This is a genomic window from Bradyrhizobium sp. AUGA SZCCT0158 (assembly GCF_018130065.1).
GTDB lineage: Bacteria > Pseudomonadota > Alphaproteobacteria > Rhizobiales > Xanthobacteraceae > Bradyrhizobium.
The window spans coordinates 70,240-87,728 of record NZ_JAFCME010000004.1 but is presented as its reverse complement, the minus strand read 5'-3'; the positions used below and the strand labels follow the sequence as shown (position 1 = coordinate 87,728).

The 17,489-nt window shown below is 62.6% G+C and carries 16 protein-coding genes; 4 read left to right on the top strand and 12 right to left on the bottom strand.

Annotated elements, in window-relative coordinates:
* The first annotated feature begins 7 nt into the window (after positions 1–7).
* From JQ574_RS07135 to JQ574_RS07120, 4 genes are all read left to right on the top strand, one after another.
* Positions 8–481, top strand: coding sequence for a 3-hydroxyacyl-ACP dehydratase FabZ family protein (locus JQ574_RS07135; RefSeq protein ID WP_192740420.1), 474 nt, complete (start codon positions 8–10; stop codon positions 479–481).
* Positions 474–1,676: a beta-ketoacyl-ACP synthase gene (locus JQ574_RS07130; RefSeq protein WP_212207376.1), complete on the top strand. Its 1,203-nt coding sequence runs from the start codon at positions 474–476 to the stop codon at positions 1,674–1,676. The genes JQ574_RS07135 and JQ574_RS07130 overlap by 8 nt, the downstream gene beginning before the upstream one ends.
* 102 nt (positions 1,677–1,778) lie before the next feature.
* The gene (locus tag JQ574_RS07125) at positions 1,779–3,056 is read left to right on the top strand and encodes a beta-ketoacyl-ACP synthase (RefSeq protein WP_212207375.1); all 1,278 of its coding nucleotides are present in this window, start codon (positions 1,779–1,781) and stop codon (positions 3,054–3,056) included.
* 20 nt (positions 3,057–3,076) lie between these two features.
* Positions 3,077–4,012 carry a lipid A biosynthesis lauroyl acyltransferase gene (locus tag JQ574_RS07120; RefSeq protein ID WP_212207374.1) on the top strand — a complete coding sequence of 312 codons (936 nt, stop codon included), beginning with the start codon at positions 3,077–3,079 and terminating at the stop codon, positions 4,010–4,012.
* 233 nt (positions 4,013–4,245) lie between these two features.
* Here the strand turns inward: JQ574_RS07120 and JQ574_RS07115 are convergent, their stop codons facing one another.
* The 12 genes from JQ574_RS07115 to JQ574_RS07060 form a co-directional block, all read right to left on the bottom strand.
* Complete coding sequence (locus JQ574_RS07115) at positions 4,246–4,926, bottom strand: hypothetical protein (protein ID WP_212207373.1); 681 nt, start codon at positions 4,924–4,926, stop codon at positions 4,246–4,248.
* Between the two features lie 222 nt (positions 4,927–5,148).
* Positions 5,149–6,069 (bottom strand): threonine/serine dehydratase, encoded by a 921-nt coding sequence (locus JQ574_RS07110; protein WP_283813697.1) that lies wholly within the window; start codon positions 6,067–6,069, stop codon positions 5,149–5,151.
* 137 nt (positions 6,070–6,206) lie between these two features.
* Positions 6,207–7,313, bottom strand: a complete 1,107-nt coding sequence (locus JQ574_RS07105) for a polyamine ABC transporter substrate-binding protein (protein WP_212207371.1) — start codon at positions 7,311–7,313, stop codon at positions 6,207–6,209.
* 5 nt (positions 7,314–7,318) lie between these two features.
* Positions 7,319–8,488, bottom strand: a complete 1,170-nt coding sequence (locus JQ574_RS07100; RefSeq protein WP_212207370.1) for an aminotransferase — start codon at positions 8,486–8,488, stop codon at positions 7,319–7,321.
* Positions 8,489–8,509: 21 nt separating this feature from the next.
* Positions 8,510–8,788 carry a rhodanese-like domain-containing protein gene (locus JQ574_RS07095; protein WP_249119193.1) on the bottom strand — a complete coding sequence of 93 codons (279 nt, stop codon included), beginning with the start codon at positions 8,786–8,788 and terminating at the stop codon, positions 8,510–8,512.
* A 220-nt stretch (positions 8,789–9,008) separates the two neighbouring features.
* Positions 9,009–9,464 (bottom strand): GNAT family N-acetyltransferase, encoded by a 456-nt coding sequence (locus tag JQ574_RS07090; protein ID WP_212207368.1) that lies wholly within the window; start codon positions 9,462–9,464, stop codon positions 9,009–9,011.
* Positions 9,465–9,533: 69 nt separating this feature from the next.
* The gene (locus JQ574_RS07085) at positions 9,534–11,456 is read right to left on the bottom strand and encodes a potassium transporter Kup (protein WP_212383421.1); all 1,923 of its coding nucleotides are present in this window, start codon (positions 11,454–11,456) and stop codon (positions 9,534–9,536) included.
* 153 nt (positions 11,457–11,609) lie between these two features.
* Entirely contained in the window at positions 11,610–13,508 is a 1,899-nt protein-coding gene (locus JQ574_RS07080; RefSeq protein WP_212207366.1) for a potassium transporter Kup, read from the bottom strand.
* Positions 13,509–13,676: 168 nt separating this feature from the next.
* Entirely contained in the window at positions 13,677–14,504 is an 828-nt protein-coding gene (locus tag JQ574_RS07075) for a flagellar motor protein MotB (protein WP_211996616.1), read from the bottom strand.
* Positions 14,505–14,537: 33 nt separating this feature from the next.
* Positions 14,538–15,311, bottom strand: coding sequence for a motility protein A (locus JQ574_RS07070; RefSeq protein ID WP_212207365.1), 774 nt, complete (start codon positions 15,309–15,311; stop codon positions 14,538–14,540).
* Between the two features lie 294 nt (positions 15,312–15,605).
* On the bottom strand, positions 15,606–16,574 hold the full coding sequence (locus JQ574_RS07065; protein ID WP_212207364.1) for a tripartite tricarboxylate transporter substrate-binding protein: 969 nt from the start codon (positions 16,572–16,574) through the stop codon (positions 15,606–15,608).
* A 54-nt stretch (positions 16,575–16,628) separates the two neighbouring features.
* The gene (locus tag JQ574_RS07060; protein WP_249119173.1) at positions 16,629–17,396 is read right to left on the bottom strand and encodes an RraA family protein; all 768 of its coding nucleotides are present in this window, start codon (positions 17,394–17,396) and stop codon (positions 16,629–16,631) included.
* Positions 17,397–17,489 lie beyond the last annotated feature (93 nt).

Sequence of the window (17,489 nt, the reverse complement as noted above, 5' to 3'; positions counted from 1 at the left end):
GCCCACCATGGACCTTGATTATTTCAAGCTGATCGACCGTATCGTCGACCTCAATCTCGGCGAACGGACGATTGTGGTCGAAGCCCAGGTTCCGGAAAAGCACACCATTTTCGAGGGGCACTTCCCCGGCTTTCCAATCATGCCCGGTGTCCTGCTGACCGAAGCGATGGCGCAGAGTTCGGGCTGGCTTTTGCTCGGCGTGTTGAAGTTCGAGCGCATGCCGTTCCTGGCCATCGTCAAGGAAGCCAAGATGCGGGGTTTCGTCAGTCCCGGTCAGTTGCTGACGATCGAAGCCAAGGTCGAGCACGAAGGTTCCGGCTTTGCGGTCACCAAGGCCAAGGGCCGCATCGGCAAGGAACTGAAGTGCAGCGCTGAAATAACCTTCGGCCTTACCCCATTCCCCGACCCTGCCTTTCGTGTCCACATGGACGCGATGGCCGAAAAGATCGGGTTCCCCATGCAGGTGCTGAAGCATGACTGAACCCACGGCACCGGCTGCCAAGGAAGTCTGGATCACCGGCATCGGCATCGTGTCCTCGCTCGGTGAGGGACTGGATGCGCATTGGGATGCGCTGAACCAGAAGCGCATCAATGTCGACGACAAGCGCTTCGCGCCTTACATCGTCCATCCCCTCGCCCCGGTCAGCTTTGACGCGCAGATCCCGAAAAAGGGCGACCAGCGCCAGATGGAAGCCTGGCAGCGCATCGGTACCTATGCCGCCGGGCTGGCGCTGGATTCCGCCGGCGTCAAAGGCAACCAGGAAATCCTGGGACGGATGGACATGATCGTGGCCGCCGGCGGCGGCGAGCGCGACATTGCCGTCGACCTCGCGATCATGAACGCCGACGCCAAGGGCAATTCGAGTCCGGCCTTCCTCAACGAACGGCTGATGAATGATTTGCGGCCGACGCTGTTTCTGGCCCAGCTCTCCAACCTGCTCGCCGGCAACATCGCCATCGTCCATGGCGTGTCCGGAACCTCGCGCACCTTCATGGGCGAGGAAGCAGCCTCCATCGATGCGGCGCGGATCGCACTGGCGCGAATCGAATCCGGGCAGAGCGAAATCGCGCTGGTCGGCGCCGCGCATAATGGCGAGCGCCCCGATCTGCTCATCCTCTATGAATTCGGCGATTTCAATCTGACCGAGAAATACACCCCGGTGTGGCAGCGCGACGACAAAGGCGGTTTCGCGCTCGGCTCCGCCGGCTGCTTCCTGGTGATGGAATCCCGCGAGCACGCCGAAGCCCGCGGCGCCAAGCCCTACGCCCGGCTGACCAAAGTGGTCGCCGACCTCGCCCAACGCAAGCAACCCGGCGCGGTGACGAAATCGCTGGAAGCGCTGTGGCCGAAGCTCGGCGTCACCGGCGATACCGGCAACCTGATTACCGGCGCGACCGGCGTCGGACCGGTGACGTCGGAAGAAAAGGAATTCCTGCGCCAGCATCCCGGCTTTGCCGTGCGCGCGACCGGGACGATGTTCGGCCACACGCTGGAAACCCAGTTTCCGCTGGGACTGGCGCTGGCGGCACTGTCGCTGTCGCGCGGCGCGCTGTTTCCGCCCAACGATCCGACCGGGCTCGAGGTTGAAAAGCCTGGTGTGCCGGACCAGATTGTGGTGCTCGGGGCCGGTCACTGGCAGGGCGAAGGCATGGCGCTGGTCGAGGCGATCAAGTAGCGCGTGATCCGGAACCAGATCGCTGTCAGGCGGGATCACGCCGAGACCATGAAATGAGCGCGCGAGCGCTTGCAGTTGCGGCGCAGCATCGACGGGGGAAACATGTCAGCACCACGCGATAAATTCGGCAGGCCGATCGTCGTCGTCACCGGCATGGGCGTCGTGACGTCGCTTGGGGCCGGCAAGAAGGACAACTGGACCAGGCTGACCGCGGGCGAATCCGGCATTCGCACCGTGACGCGCTTCCCGATCGACGGCCTGAAGTCGACGATGGCGGGGACGGTCGACTTCGTCCGTGTCGATCCCGTCTCCTCGACTGGACTGACCGAGCAGCTGGCCAAACTGGCGACCGAGGAAGCGCTCGAACAGGCTGCCATCGGTGGCAAGGCCGACTTCCCCGGGCCGCTGTTCCTCGCGGTGGCACCCGTCGAGGTCGAGTGGCCGCAGCGGCTGGAACTCGGGCGTGCGATCGGAAAGACCGATTTCGGCTATGAAGACATGCTGCGCGTCAGCGGCGGCGGCCGGTTCGCCGCGTTCCATCATCGTTTCATGTTCGGCTCGGTGGCAAGCCATCTGGCCGAGACCTACGGCACCAAGGGCTCGCCGATCTCGCTCTCCACCGCCTGCGCGTCCGGTGCGACCGCGATCCAGCTCGGCGTTGAAGCGATCCGCCGCGGCGACGCCGATGCCGCCCTGTGCGTGGCGACCGACGGCTCGGTCAATCCGGAAGCCCTGGTGCGGTTCTCGCTGCTGTCGGCGCTATCGACGCAGAACGATCCGCCGCAAGCGGCTTCAAAACCGTTCTCGAAGAACCGCGATGGTTTCGTCATGGCCGAAGGCGCCGGCGCAATGGTGCTGGAAAGCTATGAGTCCGCAATGGCGCGGGGCGCCAGGATATTGGGCGTCGTCGCCGGCTGCGGCGAACTGACCGACTCGTTCCACCGCACCCGCTCCAGCCCGGACGGCAAGCCGATCATCGGCTGCATGCGCAAGACGCTGGCCGATGCCGGCCTCGAGCCGGAGCAGATCGACCATATCAACGCGCATGGCACCGCGACGCCGGAAAACGACAAGATGGAGTACAACACCACCGCCGTCGTATTCGGCGATCATTTGCCGAAGATCCCGGTGTCGTCGAACAAGTCGATGGTCGGGCATACGATTTCAGCCGCCGGCGCGGTCGAGGCCGTGTTCTCGCTGCTGACGCTCGAGCATCAGCGGATTCCGCCGACCATCAACTACGAGGTTCCGGATCCGGCCATTTTGTTCGACGTCGTCGCCAACAAGGCGCGCGACGCCCGCGTCACGGCCGTGATGTCCAACTCGTTCGGCTTCGGCGGGCAGAATGCCTCGCTGATCCTGACGCGTGAACCGGCTTAGCAGCTGCGCTTTTTGAGAACATGAACCGCCTGCTCCTACGAACCAAGGCGCGCCTGCGCGACGCCGCCAAGCCGGTTGCGGAAGCCGCCGTTGGCGGGCTGACGATCGCGTTGTTGCGCACCACGCGCTATTTCGATCCGGACAAGACCGCCAATTTCTTCGGCCGCGTCACGCGCTTCATCGGCCGCAGGCTGCGTGAGGACCGGATCGGCCGCGAGAACCTCACGGCCGCCTTCCCGGAAAAATCGCCGGAAGAGATCGAGAAGATCCTGGCCGGCGTCTGGGACAATCTCGGCCGCATCGGCGCTGAATTTGCCCATCTCGATCACATCTGGGATTACGACGTCGATCATCCGGACAAGCCCAGCCGCATCGAGTTCGGCGCGCGGACCAAGCAGATCTTCGATCAGCTCAGGGACGACGGCAAGCCGGCCATCATCTTCGCGAGCCATCTCGGCAATTGGGAAATACCCGCGCTCGGCGCCGTCGCGCACGGGCTCGATTGCGCGATCCTGTTCCGGCGGCCCAACAGCGAATCCGCCGATCGCGCGATCGAGCGGATCCGCGCCGTCAAAATGGGCACCTTGATTCCGGCCGGCCGCGAGGCGCCGCTCAAGCTCGCCGAAGCGCTGCAAAACAACCAGCACGTCGCGATGCTGGTCGATCAGTATTTGACCAACGGCGTCGACGTCACCTTCTTCGGCCGCAAGACCAAGGCCAATCCGACGCTGGCGCGGCTGGTGCGCCAGGTCGAATGCCCGATCCATGGCGTGCGTATCATTCGCCTGCCCAACCATCGCTTCCGCGCCGAACTCTCCGAAGAGGTCAAGCCGGTGCGCGATGCGTCAGGACAGATCGACATCGCCGGCACGATGCAGGCCGTGACCTCTGTCATCGAGGGCTGGGTGCGCGAATATCCGGACCAGTGGCTGTGGCTGCACCGAAGGTGGCGGTAGCGCACCGTTGGTAGCCCGGGCCGGCTTAGCCGCCGAACACCAAACCGAGGTTCCAGGCCTTCATCGCGACGGTCGCCCCCAGGACAAAGATGATCTGCAGCAGCATGCGCGTCGAAAAGAACGTGAAGATGTTGGTCATGTGATGCTCCCGGCGGCAGCTATAGAATCTGCCTCGGGTTCCGGCAACAGTAGCGCAACAACATCCGGGATCTTACGGCATTCCCCAAGCAGCCTCAGGCACTGATATCCGCATAGGCGCCGGCGGACCCCTGCGGAACTGAATAACCCGTCTGCCGCTGCGCGATGGCCTTTTGCCCTTCCGCCTGCATCGCCTCGAAGGCCGCATCCAATTGCTGGCGTGTATAGCTTGTCGACACGCTCTGACGTGGCCGCCATGCCGATTGCGTGATCGCCGTGGAAGCCTTCTCGATCGTCCCGCCCACGCCTTTCGCGATACGCTCCGCGCGCGATTGCGCCAGATCAGGGCCACCGATCAGGCCGGGAGGATCTTGCAGGTCCCCGACCGTTGCCGCGGCGGCGTTCGTCATCACCGAAGACCCGCCGTTAGAAAGGGTGGCCACGACCTTGCCGTTGACCTTGACGGTGGCATAGATGTTTTGCGGCGCATTGTCGGGCACATCGGTGGCAGCGGCTGAATTCGCGGCTTGCGTCGCCAGCCACATCATCGCCATCCGGTCGCGCAGCTCGGGGTGGTCCTTGATCGAGACGGCCTTCAATCCGGATGTGTCGAGCTTCTTCAGCTCCGAAACCGGAATGCCCTGCTTCGCTTTTTCCGTTGTGGTGCTTGCATCTGCCTGGGGCACGGGTAACGCGTCGGCCCGCGTCAACACCGTCGTCGAAGAGGTTTGCGCGGGACGCAAATAGCTCCCGGCACCAGCCGTACTCGTAATCATCGATACACCCTTCCGCAGCATTCAGGGTGAAAGCAATCGCCATGGCACGCGGAGATGATTGAAAAGACTGGTGTTCCCACAGCCAGACTGGACCGACCGGAAAATCTTGCCGGCAGCGGCAAGCCTTTCCACCTTGGAGGAACCGGTGACGCCGCCGCGTTTAACAAGAGCTTTCCAGGTTGAGCCTTGCGGCGCTGGCATTCTCTCTCCAACGGCAAAGGTTTACGCATTTCCTCCGCAAGCAATGACCCAGACGCGCGAATGCTCGCTGCCGATGGCGCCGCCGAGGACCGCTCCCATCGCCAACGCTCCGCTCGGCTCCGCCCGGATGCCGCATGTCGCGTGGAGCAGCGCCCTTGCACCCTGCACAAGCTCGTCATCGACCGCGCACACCCGGACGTTCGACTGCTCCAGGATTTCGAATGCGCGCGTCCCGATCTGACGCGCGCGCAGCGCATCGCATATCGTATCCCCTGAAGATTCGATCCGGACTGGCATCCCCGCTTCGCGTGCCCGGGCGTATCGTCTGTGGGTGGCGGGCTCGACAACATAGATCGCAGCGGAAATAGACCGCGACCGCAGCGCAAGAGTCACACCCGCAGCCAGTCCGCCACCGCCGCAGGCCACAACCACCGCATCGGAAGCAGGACTGCTCGCCTCAATGGCGGCTGCCACCTCCGAACCAAGCGTATAGCTTCCCGCAATCATCTCGATGTCTTCGAAGGCGTGCAGGTTACGCCACCCGCGTCTCCGCGCTTCCGCCTGCGCACGTGCAGTTAGCTCCGACCGCCCGGCGATCTTCATCTCAGCTCCGGTTTTCCGCGCCTGTTCTCGTTTGAGATCTGGTGCGTCGCCGGGCATAAACAGACAGGCTGGTTTGTCGAGCACCTGAGCCGCCAAACCAACCGCGATTGGAAAATTTCCTGCTCCGGCAGCAACAACACCTCGCTCGGCGTTTCCTAACCCAAGTACGGCACCGCGAAACTTGAACGATCCGCTGCGTTGAACGGTCTCATCCTTGACGTGGATCATCCGCCCGACCTGCGCGTCCAGCACGGGCGAAGTTCGCACAGGAGTCTTTAGTGCGTGGCGAGCAATGAATTGGAGATCGCCGGGGGAAGGAACGATCAACGAACCAGGCATTTCGACTTAGCGGCAAATGCGAATGAACATCGCCGCTTATCAGGCAGATTCACATACCTGTCTAATCAGCTGTTGTGACGGTCCGACTTTTCTCGTGAAGCTGACCCGCAATATTTCGTCGCGCGATCGTGCCTATCCTACTTCCCGGTCTTCACCCGGGTCCAGAGCCGGTTGATGATGCGCTGGGTCGCGGGATCGCGGGCGTTGATCACGAACAGCTTTTTCTGGATCGCTTCGTCCGGATAGATGTTCTTGTCATTGAGGATTTTGGGATCGACCAGCTTCTGGCTCGCCAGATTGCCGTTGGCGTAGGACAGGAAATCCGAGTTCTTGGCGGCGACCTCCGGCCGGTAGAGATAGTCGATCAGCTGATAGGCTTCCGCGACGTTCCTGGCGTCGGCCGGGATCGCGAGATTGTCGAAGAACATCTGCGCGCCTTCCTTCGGGATGGTGTAGCCGATCTCGACATCGTTCCTGGCCTCCGCCGCGCGGCTGCGCGCCTGCATGATGTCGCCCGACCAGCCGACCACGAAGCAGATTTCGCCCGACGCCAGCGCGCCCAGATATTCCGACGAGTGAAACTTGCGGACATAAGGCCTGATCCTGGTGACGAGATCGGCGGCCTTTTCCAGATCGGCCTGCTTGGTCGAGTTCGGATCGATGCCGAGATAGCTCAGCGCCGCAGGCAGAATGTCGTCGGCGGAATCCAGCATGTGGATGCCGCAATCCTTGAATTTTGCGAGGTTCTCCGGCTTGAAGACGATGTCCCAGCTGTCGATCTTGGCGTCAGCGCCCAAAATCTTCTGCGCCGTTTTGACGTTGTAGCCGATCCCGGTGGTGCCCCACATGTAGTTGGCGCCGTAATTATTGCCGGGATCGTAGGTCGCGAGCTGGTTCGTCACCACCGGCCAGGCATTGGCGAGGTTGGGCAGTTTCGACTTGTCGAGTTTCAGGAAAACCTTGGCCGTGATCTGGCGCTGCAGGAAATAGCCGGTGGGAACGACGAGGTCGTAGCCGGATTTTCCGGCGAGCAGCCGCGTCTCCAGCGTCTCGTTGGCGTCGAACGTGTCGTAAGTTACCTTGATGCCGGTTTCCTTGGTGAAATCCTCCAACACGCCAGGCGCCATGTAGTTCGACCAATTGTAGAAATTGACCGTGCGCTCTTCGGCCCGCGCCGGCGACAACGACAGGATCGCGGCAACCGCGGCAATGAAACCGACAACATTGCGGGTCCGCTCGCGCATCTCGTCTACCTCTTCCGGCGATGCACCGCGTCCGACAGACGCTCCAGCGCCGTGTCCAGCGTTTCATCCTTCTTGGAGAAACAGAAACGCACCACCGACGTCACCGCATCCTGTTCGTAGAACGCCGACACCGGGATCGCGGCGACTTTGTAGTCGTTGACGATGCGATGGCAAAATTGCACGTCGGTCTCGTTGAGTCCGAGCGGCGACAGGTCGACGGTCAGGAAATAAGTGCCTTGTGATTTCAGGACAGGAAAGCCGATGCTCTCGAGCCCCTTCGTCAGGCGATCCCTGCTCCGCGCCAGCTCCTTGCGCATGTCGTAAAAATACTCGGCCGGCTTGTCGAGACCGTAGGCGACGGCGGCCTGCAAATTGGGCGCCGTCGTGAAGGTGAGAAACTGGTGCACTTTCGCGGCCACCCGCAACAACGGTGGCGCGGCGCAGACGAAGCCGATCTTCCACCCCGTCAGCGAAAAGATCTTGCCCGCGCTGCCGACCTTGATGGTGCGGTCGCGCATGCCCGGGATCGTGATCAGCGGGATATGCTCGCGGCCGTCGAAGGTGACATGCTCCCAGACCTCGTCGCAGATCGCGATAGTGTCGAACTCCTGGCAGAACCGCGCCAGCAATTCGAGGTCCTCGCGCGGATAGACTACGGCGGCCGGATTGAGCGGGTTGTTGAACAGCACCGCCTTGGTCTTGTGATTGAAGACGCTGCGCAGCATCTCCTCGCTGAGCCGCCAGTGCGGCGGCTCGAGGCGCAACAGCCGCGGAATGCCGCCGGCCTGCCGGATGATCGGCAGGTAGCTGTCATAGACCGGCTGGAAGCAGACGACTTCATCGCCCGGTTCGACGACGGCGAGAATAGACGACGTCAATGCCTCGGTGCCGCCCGAGGTCACCATCACTTCGCTCATCGGGTCGAGGTTCAACCCGTGCCAGCGTCCATAATGGGAGGCGATCGCCTGCCGCAACTCCGGAATGCCCATCATTGACGGGTATTGGTTATAGCCGTTGATCGACGCGTCCGCGGCGGCGCGCCTGATGTCCTCGGGCCCGGGATCATCCGGAAAACCCTGCCCGAGATTGATGGCGTTGTTGTCGCGCGCGGCTTGAGACATCGCCTCGAAGACGGTGACGGGAAGGTCGGCGAAGACCTTGTTCATGGAGGTCATTTTTTCAAAGCAGTCCCTGGATCAGCCGCCGGCCTTGGTTTGCAGTCCCGCAGCCTTCCAGCCGATGATGCCGCCCGCCAAATGCTTGTCATAGGGGAGCCCAGCGGCCTGCGCCGCCAGCGACGCCGTCACCGAGCGCTTGCCCGAGCGGCAGGCGAACACCACCTGCCTGCCCTTGGGGTCTGGAATGGCCGCCGGATCGAACGACTGCAGCGGAACCACCACGCCATCCGGATAAGCTTCGACGGCGACCTCGTTCGGCTCGCGCACGTCGACGAGCAGATAGCGTCCCTCCGCCATGCCCTTTGCGACATCTTCCGGCGTCAAATCGTGCACCTGATGGTCCGCCACGTAAAATCCTCCGACATCCTGCTTTGAGGGGTCCCGCCCGCCGGCCGGGCGCCAAACTCGCCTCTGGCGCGACGAAAATCAAGCGCTGTAAACGGTTTAAAGGATGACCAAAAACGGGCCACGCGGCCCACATCGCATGTCACGATTTTATTCTCTTGCAGCGGTGTTTTCAGGGCAGAAGTTGCCTTGCGATCGGCCAAGCCCCGACCGGCGTTTGCGGACCGGTCACCCTGTACCCCCGTCGTAGGTAGAATCCCTTGGCATTTGTGCTTGCTTCGGCGCGAACCACCTCAAGGCCGCGTCCACGCATCAGCGCTTCGAGCCGGTCAAGTAACCCGGCGCCGACGCCCTGCCCGGCATATTCGGGGGCCGTGTATAGCCCCTCAAGGACGTCGCCGCGGATGGCGCCCCACCCGGCTACGACGCCATCCAGTTCGGCAATCCATATTTCCAGGTCGCGAAGCTTCCGCTCCATTCCGGCAGGCGCGAGCTGCCTCGCCCACGCGTCGGCGTCTGCGACCGGCATTTTCGGCGGCGCCAGCTCAAGGATCGATCGTCGCCGCACCTCGAACAGAAGTGCCGCGTCGTCGAACGTAGCCAGGCGGTGAGCGGCAGCAGCAGCCATCTGACGTCTGATCCAGCGGCGGGACGTGAGACCCGCGCGGATGTCATACCAGATTGTCTGGACAACGCTCTAGATCGTCACCTGCGTTCCCACCTCAACCACGCGCCCGGTCGGGATCTGGAAATAGTCGGTGGCGTCGTTGGAGCTGCGGCTGAGCGCGATGAACAAATGGTCCTGCCAGCGCGGCATGCCCGAATGCACGGCCGGCTTGAGCGCGCGGCGGGACAGGAAAAACGACGTCGCCATGATGTCGAACTGCCAGCCGAGCTTGCGGGCGAGCGCCAGCGTCCTCGGCACGTTGGGCTGCTCCATGAAGCCGAACCGCAGCGTCATCTTGGAGAAGGTCTCGCTCAGTTGCTCCATCCGGATCCGTTCGGAATCATCGATCCGCGGCGTCGGCGCGGTTTCGATGGTGAGGATGATATTCTTTTCGTGCAGCACCTTGTAATGCTTCAGGCTGTGCATCAGCGCCGTCGGCGCGCTCTCGGGGTCGCTGGTCAGGAACACCGCCGTACCGGGGACCCGCTGCGGCGGCCGTTTTTCCAGCATTGCCGCGAGCTCGACCAGCGGGAATTCCAGCTTGCGCGATTTCTCGAACAACAGCCGGCTGCCGCGCCGCCACGTATACATCAGCAGCATCACGATTCCGCCCAGCGCCAGCGGCACCCAGCCGCCTTCGAACACCTTCAGCAGATTGGCCGCAAGGAAAGTGAGATCGAGGAACAAGAACGGCGCGATCAGCGCGGCGGCTGTTACCGCCGACCATTTCCAGACCCGCCAGATCACGACAAAGCCCATCATCGCCGTGACCACCATGGTCCCGGTCACGGAAATTCCATAGGCCGAGGCCAGTGCGCTGGACGAGCGGAACAGCAGCACCAGCAGGATCACCGAAATGAACAGCAGCAGATTGATGCGCGGAATGTAGATCTGGCCGGAATGCGATTCCGACGTATGGCGGCTTTCAAGCCGCGGCATCAGGCCGAGCTGAATCGCTGTGCGCGTCAGCGAATAGGCGCCGGTGATGACGGCCTGGCTCGCAATCACGGTCGCCAGCGCCGCAAGCACGACCATCGGGATCAGCGCCCAATCCGGAAACATCAGGAAGAAGGGGTTCTCGATGGCCTTGGGATCGCCGATCAGGAGCGCGCCCTGCCCCATGTAATTCACCGCCAGCGACGGCAGCACGATGAAGAGCCAGGCTGTCTGGATCGGCCGTTTGCCGAAATGACCGAGGTCGGCGTAGAGCGCTTCGGCGCCGGTGACGGCGAGAAACACCGCGCCGAGCGTCACAAAGCCGATCACGCCATGATGGATCATGAAGGAAACCGCATGGAACGGATTGAAGGCCGACAGTACTTCGGGATGGCGCATGATCTGCGGTACGGCCGCGATCGCGATCACAGCGAACCAGACGCACATCACCGGCCCGAAGAACGCGGCGACCCGCGCCGTGCCGCGCGACTGAACCGCAAACAGCACGATCAGGATGATCACCGTAAGCGGCACGACATAATGCTCGAAGGTGGTGGTGACGAGCTTGATGCCTTCGATCGCCGACAGCACCGACAGCGCCGGCGTGAGGACAGCGTCGCCATAGAACAGCGCACCACTGATGATTCCGAGCAGCACGATCGCGCCGCCGCCCTTGCCGACCGCGCGCTGCGCCAGCGCCATCAGCGCCAGCGTTCCACCTTCGCCGTTGTTGTCCGCACGCAGCAGGATCACCACGTATTTCAGCGTGACGACGATGATCAGCGCCCACAGGATCAGGGAAAGAATACCGAGGATCGCCGGCGTGGTGACGCCGCCGGACCCGCTTGCCGCCACAATGGCCTCGCGCAGCGCGTAGAGCGGGCTGGTGCCGATGTCGCCATAGACCACGCCGATGCAGCCCAGCATCAGCGCCTTGAAGCCGGCGGTGCAGTGCGCTTCCCTATGCCCGTTGGCCGCCGGCGTTTCCGCCGCGGTAATCGCAATCTGGGATGACATCAGACGGGCCTCGGGTTTTGCCGCACTGCACAATAAGGAAGTGCAGGCCTATACTCCTGTCGTGAATGCATAGGTTAGCCTGAATTCAGGCCTCCGATATGCATTCCGCGCATGGGTTCCAGGGAGTTGGCGGCCCGAAATATCGTCAGATAATCAGATGGTTACCTGAGTTCCGACCTCGACGACGCGCCCGGTCGGGATCTGGAAATAGTCGGTGGCATCGTTGGCCGACCGGCTCATGGCGATGAACAGGTGGTCCTGCCATTGCGGCATTCCCGACTGCGCCGACGGCTTCAGCGAGCGCCGTGAGACGAAGAACGACGTCGCCATGATGTCGAACTGCCAGCCGAGCTTGCGGGCGATCACCAGTGCCTTGGGCACGTTCGGCGATTCCATGAAGCCGAACCGCAGCCGCACGGTGGCGAATTTTTCGCTGATGGTCTCCATCTTGACGCGTTCGGCCGGATCGACGCGCGGCGTCTGTGCGGTCTCGATCGTCACGATCACATTGTGCTCGTGAAGCACCTTGTTGTGCTTGAGATTATGCAGCAGCGCCGTGGGCACGAAATTCGGATCGCTGGTCAAAAACACCGCGGTACCCTTGACGATGTGCGGCGGACGCTTTTCGAGGCTCTTGATCAGGTCAATCAGCGGCACCTCGATGCGCCTCGTCTTGGCGATCAGGATCGCCGCGCCGCGGCGCCAGGTCCAGATCATCACCGCCATCGCGACCCCGAACAGCAGCGGCACCCAGGCGCCTTCAAGCAGCTTCAACAGGTTGGCGGTGAAGAACGCCATATCGACCACGACGAGCGGCAGGATCAACGCGGCCGCGGTCGCCGCGCGCCAGTTCCACAATTTCCAGATCACGACAAAGCCCATGATGCCGTCGACGACCATGGTGGTGGAGACGGCGATGCCGTAGGCCGACGCCAATCCGCTCGAGGTGCGGAACAGCAGCACCAGCAGGATCACGCCGAGCAGCAGCAGCCGGTTGACCCGCGGCAGGTAGATCTGCCCGGCATGGGTCTCGGAGGTGTAACGAACCTCGAACCGCGGCAACAGGCCGAGTTGCACCGCCTGCCGCACCAGCGAATAGGCGCCCGTGATCACCGCCTGGCTCGCGATCACCGTAGCCGCCGTCGCCAGCATCACCAGCGGCAGCAGCAGGATTTCGGGGGCCAGCCGGTAGAACGGGCTTACGATCGCCGCCGGGTTGGCCAGCACCAGGGCGCCCTGCCCGAAGTAGTTGATCAGCAGCGCCGGCATCACGAGATAGAACCATCCGGCTTGAATCGGCTTGCGTCCAAAATGCCCGAGGTCCGCGTACAGCGCCTCGCCGCCGGTCACCGCCAGAAACACCAGGCCGAGCGTCACCAGTCCGATCATGCCGTGCGAGAGCACGAACTGGATCGCGTAATAGGGATTGATCGCCTGCAAAACGGTAGGATCGTCGCTGATGTGGATAAGGCCCAAAGTCGTCAGCGTCGCGAACCAGACCACCATGACCGGGCCAAAGGCCGACGCGACGCGCGCGGTGCCGCTGCTCTGCACCGAGAACAACAGCACCAGAATGAAGATCGTCAGCGGCACCACATAATGGTCGAGTGCCGGCGCGACGAGCTTGAGACCTTCGACCGCCGACAACACCGAAATCGCCGGCGTGATCATGGAATCGCCGATGAACATCGAGGCGCCGACGACGCCCAGCGCCATCAAAACCCAGCTGCGCCGGCCCATCGCCCGTTGACCCAGCGCCATCAGGGAGAGCGTGCCGCCCTCGCCATGATTGTCGGCGCGCAGCAGCAGCAGCACGTATTTGACCGTCACGACGATGAACAGCGACCACAGGATCAGGGAGAGTACGCCGAGCACGATCTCGCGCGACACCGGCCCGCCCGCCGCCGCATGGGTTACGGCTTCGCGGAATGCGTACAGCGGCGACGTGCCGATGTCGCCAAACACCACGCCGATGCTGCCCAGTGTCAGGGCCCAAAAGCCTGAGGTGACCTGCCCCTCATGGGCCTCGGTGGATGTGGCGCTGACAGTCATGACGCGGGAAACACGCTCTCATTTGCTCAGTTATTTGATCCGGGCGGCTATCGACGCTTCTGCGTCGCCTGTCAATCATTGGCAAGCATAGCACCGCTGGGGATGCGGCACCCAAGCAAAGCAAATTTCATCGCACAATTCGAGAGGTAAGATAGTAGTTGCGACGAATTATGGCTTCAGACCAGGTGGAAGCGGTGGATTTTCGCGCATTAATGTGATGGTCACGCGACGGTTTGCGGGCAACGTTGGATCATCGGGAAACAGCGGTTGGCTGTCGGCCTTGCCGGATACGGCAAAGACGTGCGATGGCGGCAGGCCCTCGCGCTCCAGAATCTGACGCACCGTGTTGGCGCGGTCGGCCGAAAGATCGAACGCGCCATAATCGCTTCGCGCCGGCAGGAAACCTGCCGCCGTGTGGCCGACGATCGACAGGCGCAGTGGCGTCGCCTTCAGCGGAACCGCGAGTTTCTGGATCAGCCGGCGGGTGCGGTCATGGGGCACCTTGGAGCCATCGGCAAACATCGACCGCCCTTCCTGATCGACGATCTCGAGATTGAGGCCCTGGCTGGTCTCCTCGAACATGATGTGCTTGGACATCTCGGTCAGTTCCGGCAGGTCCTGCAACGCCTGCCGCAACGACGCCGAAGCCAGCGCGAACTCACGATCGACCGCGATGCGGGCGCCGCTTTCGCGGGAGCGCTCCTTGTCGTCCGGGGTCGGCGTGGCAGAGGATTCCTCCGGCGAAATGTGAGCGGTGTTCTTCAGCTTCGGCCGCGTCGGCAGACCGTCTGATTCGACGATGCCGGAATAGCGGACTTCGGTCTGCACGCCGAACGCTTCCCGCATCGAGCCGGCGACGATCTTCAGCTTGTCCTTGTCCTGGCTGGAAAAAGCGACCAGCATCACGAAGAAGGCCAGCAGCAATGCCATCAGATCGGCGAACGTCACGAACCAGCCGTGACCGCCATGTGCCTCTTCGCGTTTTTTCTTGGCCATGCTCTATATCCGCGCCTTGATGCTGCCGAAGGGTCAGGCCGGCGCCAGTTCGCCTTCCTCGTGGCGATGTTTCTCGGGCAGATAGGCCAGCAGCATCTCACGCACCAGCGCCGGGCTCTTGGAATCCCGGATCATGAGGATGCCGTCGATGATCAGCGTGCGATTGGTCTCCTCGTCGAGCAGCTTGCCATGCAGCTTGTCGGCGATCGGCAGACAGATCAGGTTTGCGACCAGCGCGCCGTAGAGCGTCGCCAGCAAGGCGACGGCCATGAAGGGACCGAGCTTCGAAGGATCCTGCATGTTGGAGAACATCTGCACCATGCCGAGCAGCGTGCCGATCATGCCGAACGCCGGCGCGCAATCGCCGATGGCGCGATAGATCTTCGAACCTTCGTTGAGGTGCATCAGGAAATTGTCGCGATCGCGCTCGAGGTTGTCGCGGATGAATTCGAGATCGTAACCGTCGGCGACGTAGCGGATTCCCTTGGCGAGGAACGGCTCGTTGGTATCAACCTTTTCCAAACCGACCGGACCCTGCTTGCGGGCGATTTCGGCGATGCGGGCGAGTTCATCGACCAGGTCGCGCGCCGACAGACGGCTCATCGTGAAGGCGAATTTGGCGCCGAGCGGCATGCCATGCAGAATCGCGCTGAGCGGAAACCGGATCAGTGTCGCCGCGATCGAACCGCCGAAGATGATGATGACGGCATGGATGTCGTAGAACATCCGGAAATCGCCACCCATCAAAATCAGCGTCGACAGCACGATGGCGCCGACGACCAGGCCAATGAGCGTGGTGATATCCATTCTGAACTCCGACGCGTACGCGAACGACCTGCCCGTCCTGGACGGTGGCGCGCCCATACGGGCCGCGCCAATTGAACCCTACGTCGGCGCTGTTAAAGACGCGTAAAGGTTAAGCCGCGGCTGTGCCGTACAATTGCGAGGGCCGGCGTCCCGGGCTCAGCAATCAGTCCAATATCGGCGCCATTTGCCGGATCAAGGGCCCTGGCGCGATCGCAACCTTTTGCTAACCATAATGCGCCGGCCACCGCGGAGCGCAGGGGCAGTCAGTTCAATCGATCAGCTCGCTCGGTCAGTTCACTGGGCCTGTACGCCGATGCCGGCGGATTTGATGATCGGCCACCATTTGTCGATCTCGGCCTTCTGGAATGCGGCCAGTCCTTCCGGCGTCTGCTGCGCGCGCGGGGCGACGTCGAGCCCCAGCTCGGTAAAGCGTTTCTGGATCGCCGGATCGGCCAGCGCCTCGACGGTTGCCGCGTTGAGCTTGGCAATGATTTCCTTTGGCGTTCCCTTCGGCGCCCAGAAGCCGAACCAACCCGACATGTAAAGTCCGGGCACGCCGGTCTCATCCGCCGTCGGGATATCGGGCATCGAGGCGGAGCGCGCCACCGACAGATTGGCCAGCGCCTTGATCGCGCCGGCGCGGATTTGCGGCAGCGCCACAGCACCCTGCACAACCAGAAGATCCACCGTACCCGCGACGAGATCGGTCATCGCCGGCCCTGCGCCACGATAGGGAATAAACTGCACCTTCTGCTTGGTCAGGTTTTCGAACATCACGCCGGTAACATTGGCGGCCGCGTTCTGGTTGACGAAATTGATCTTGCCGGGATTGGCCTTCATCCAGCTTACGAGTTCGCCAAGCGTGTTCGCCGGCAGATCCTTCTTGGCGACCATCAGCTGCGGATTGTTTGATATCAGCGCGATCGGCTCGAAATCCTTTTCCAGATCATAGTCGAGCTTGTAGATGATGCTGCCGACATGGGTGTCCCATTGCCCGATGTCGAAGGTGTAGCCGTCCGGCGCGGCGCGGGCGACACGACCGACGCCGATGCTGCCGCCGGCGCCCCCGACATTTTCGATCACGATCGATTGGCCGAGGTTGCTGCGCATCCGCTCGGCCATGATCCGGGCGGCGGCGTCGGTGGAGCCGCCCGGCGGAAAGGGAACGACGAGCGTGATGGGACGCGACGGATAGGTTTGCGCATTCGCATCCGCGACGCCGGCAATGACAAGCAATGACAGCGCCGCCCAAAAGGCTCTCATGACGTCTCCCCTCGTGTGTTAATTACCCCAACTTTTCGCCGGTGGTTGTTTTCGTCAGTGGATTTCAGCGGAACGTTTCAGCGCCTCTTTCAGTTTCTCGAGCGTGAAGTCCGGGCTGCGCGCAATATCGAGGATTGGCGTCTCGCGACGGCCGCAGAGTTCGGCGGCGTCCGGAATCTTGGCGGCGATATCGATCGGAATCACGATCGCCCCATGCTGGTCGGCATGGATCAAATCATCGGAATGCACCGTCATGCCGGCGACGCGCACTTCGCCGCCAAAACTTTCGGCATGCACCCAGGCATGCGACGGACCGATCGATCCGGCCAGCGCCTGGAAGCCCGGCGCCCATTGCGGGATGTCCCTGATAGAACCATCGGTGATGACGCCGAGGCAGCCGAGCGCCTTGTGCACGTTGCTCTGCACTTCGCCCCAGAACGCGCCGTAGCCGACGTCGGCGCCGTCGATATCCTGGATCACGGTGATGCGCGGACCAAAGCCGGTGCCGACATATTCATAATAGGCGATGCGGCGCCTTGCCTGCTCGTCGGCCGGAAGGCCTGATTTGAGCACCGAGCGGATCGACACGGTACGGGCATAGCCGACCATCGGCGGCAGGTTGGGAAACGGGCAGACCAGCGGCTTGGTGGTGTAGCCGATCAGCCGGCGCTCAGGCGCCACGATCTCCATCGCATTGCAGATCGTCGGCGTGTCGTAGCGGGCCAACGCTTCAAGCACGGAAGCCGGTAGCGGGGCGGAAGCGGACTGGGTCACTGCGTTTCTCTCCTGATTTTTGGGCCGGAATTCTGGACGGCCTGACATCGCCAAGCCCTATAGCCGAGATTGGGATCGAACCCAACTCGGCCAGCGCTCATGGCAGCTATCTTGGCAGCTATATCGGAAGTCGCGTGGCGG

Excerpts from the sequence above, each read along its gene's own strand:
- JQ574_RS07085 (WP_212383421.1), bottom strand. The coding sequence starts at position 11,456 with ATGTCATCCCAGATTGCGATTACCGCGGCGGAAACGCCGGCGGCCAAC.
- JQ574_RS07095 (WP_249119193.1), bottom strand. The coding sequence starts at position 8,788 with ATGGCGGAGGGACGCTATCTGCTCGTCGACGTGCGCGAGCCGAACGAG.
- JQ574_RS07130 (WP_212207376.1), top strand. The coding sequence starts at position 474 with ATGACTGAACCCACGGCACCGGCTGCCAAGGAAGTCTGGATCACCGGC.
- JQ574_RS07075 (WP_211996616.1), bottom strand. The coding sequence starts at position 14,504 with ATGGCCAAGAAAAAACGCGAAGAGGCACATGGCGGTCACGGCTGGTTC.
- JQ574_RS07090 (WP_212207368.1), bottom strand. The coding sequence starts at position 9,464 with ATGGCTGCTGCTGCCGCTCACCGCCTGGCTACGTTCGACGACGCGGCA.
- JQ574_RS07100 (WP_212207370.1), bottom strand. The coding sequence starts at position 8,488 with ATGACCTCCATGAACAAGGTCTTCGCCGACCTTCCCGTCACCGTCTTC.
- JQ574_RS07105 (WP_212207371.1), bottom strand. The coding sequence starts at position 7,313 with ATGCGCGAGCGGACCCGCAATGTTGTCGGTTTCATTGCCGCGGTTGCC.
- JQ574_RS07065 (WP_212207364.1), bottom strand. The coding sequence starts at position 16,574 with ATGAGAGCCTTTTGGGCGGCGCTGTCATTGCTTGTCATTGCCGGCGTC.
- JQ574_RS07120 (WP_212207374.1), top strand. The coding sequence starts at position 3,077 with ATGAACCGCCTGCTCCTACGAACCAAGGCGCGCCTGCGCGACGCCGCC.
- JQ574_RS07070 (WP_212207365.1), bottom strand. The coding sequence starts at position 15,311 with ATGGATATCACCACGCTCATTGGCCTGGTCGTCGGCGCCATCGTGCTG.
- JQ574_RS07060 (WP_249119173.1), bottom strand. The coding sequence starts at position 17,396 with ATGTCAGGCCGTCCAGAATTCCGGCCCAAAAATCAGGAGAGAAACGCA.
- JQ574_RS07110 (WP_283813697.1), bottom strand. The coding sequence starts at position 6,069 with ATGCCTGGTTCGTTGATCGTTCCTTCCCCCGGCGATCTCCAATTCATT.
- JQ574_RS07080 (WP_212207366.1), bottom strand. The coding sequence starts at position 13,508 with ATGACTGTCAGCGCCACATCCACCGAGGCCCATGAGGGGCAGGTCACC.
- JQ574_RS07125 (WP_212207375.1), top strand. The coding sequence starts at position 1,779 with ATGTCAGCACCACGCGATAAATTCGGCAGGCCGATCGTCGTCGTCACC.
- JQ574_RS07115 (WP_212207373.1), bottom strand. The coding sequence starts at position 4,926 with ATGATTACGAGTACGGCTGGTGCCGGGAGCTATTTGCGTCCCGCGCAA.
- JQ574_RS07135 (WP_192740420.1), top strand. The coding sequence starts at position 8 with ATGGACCTTGATTATTTCAAGCTGATCGACCGTATCGTCGACCTCAAT.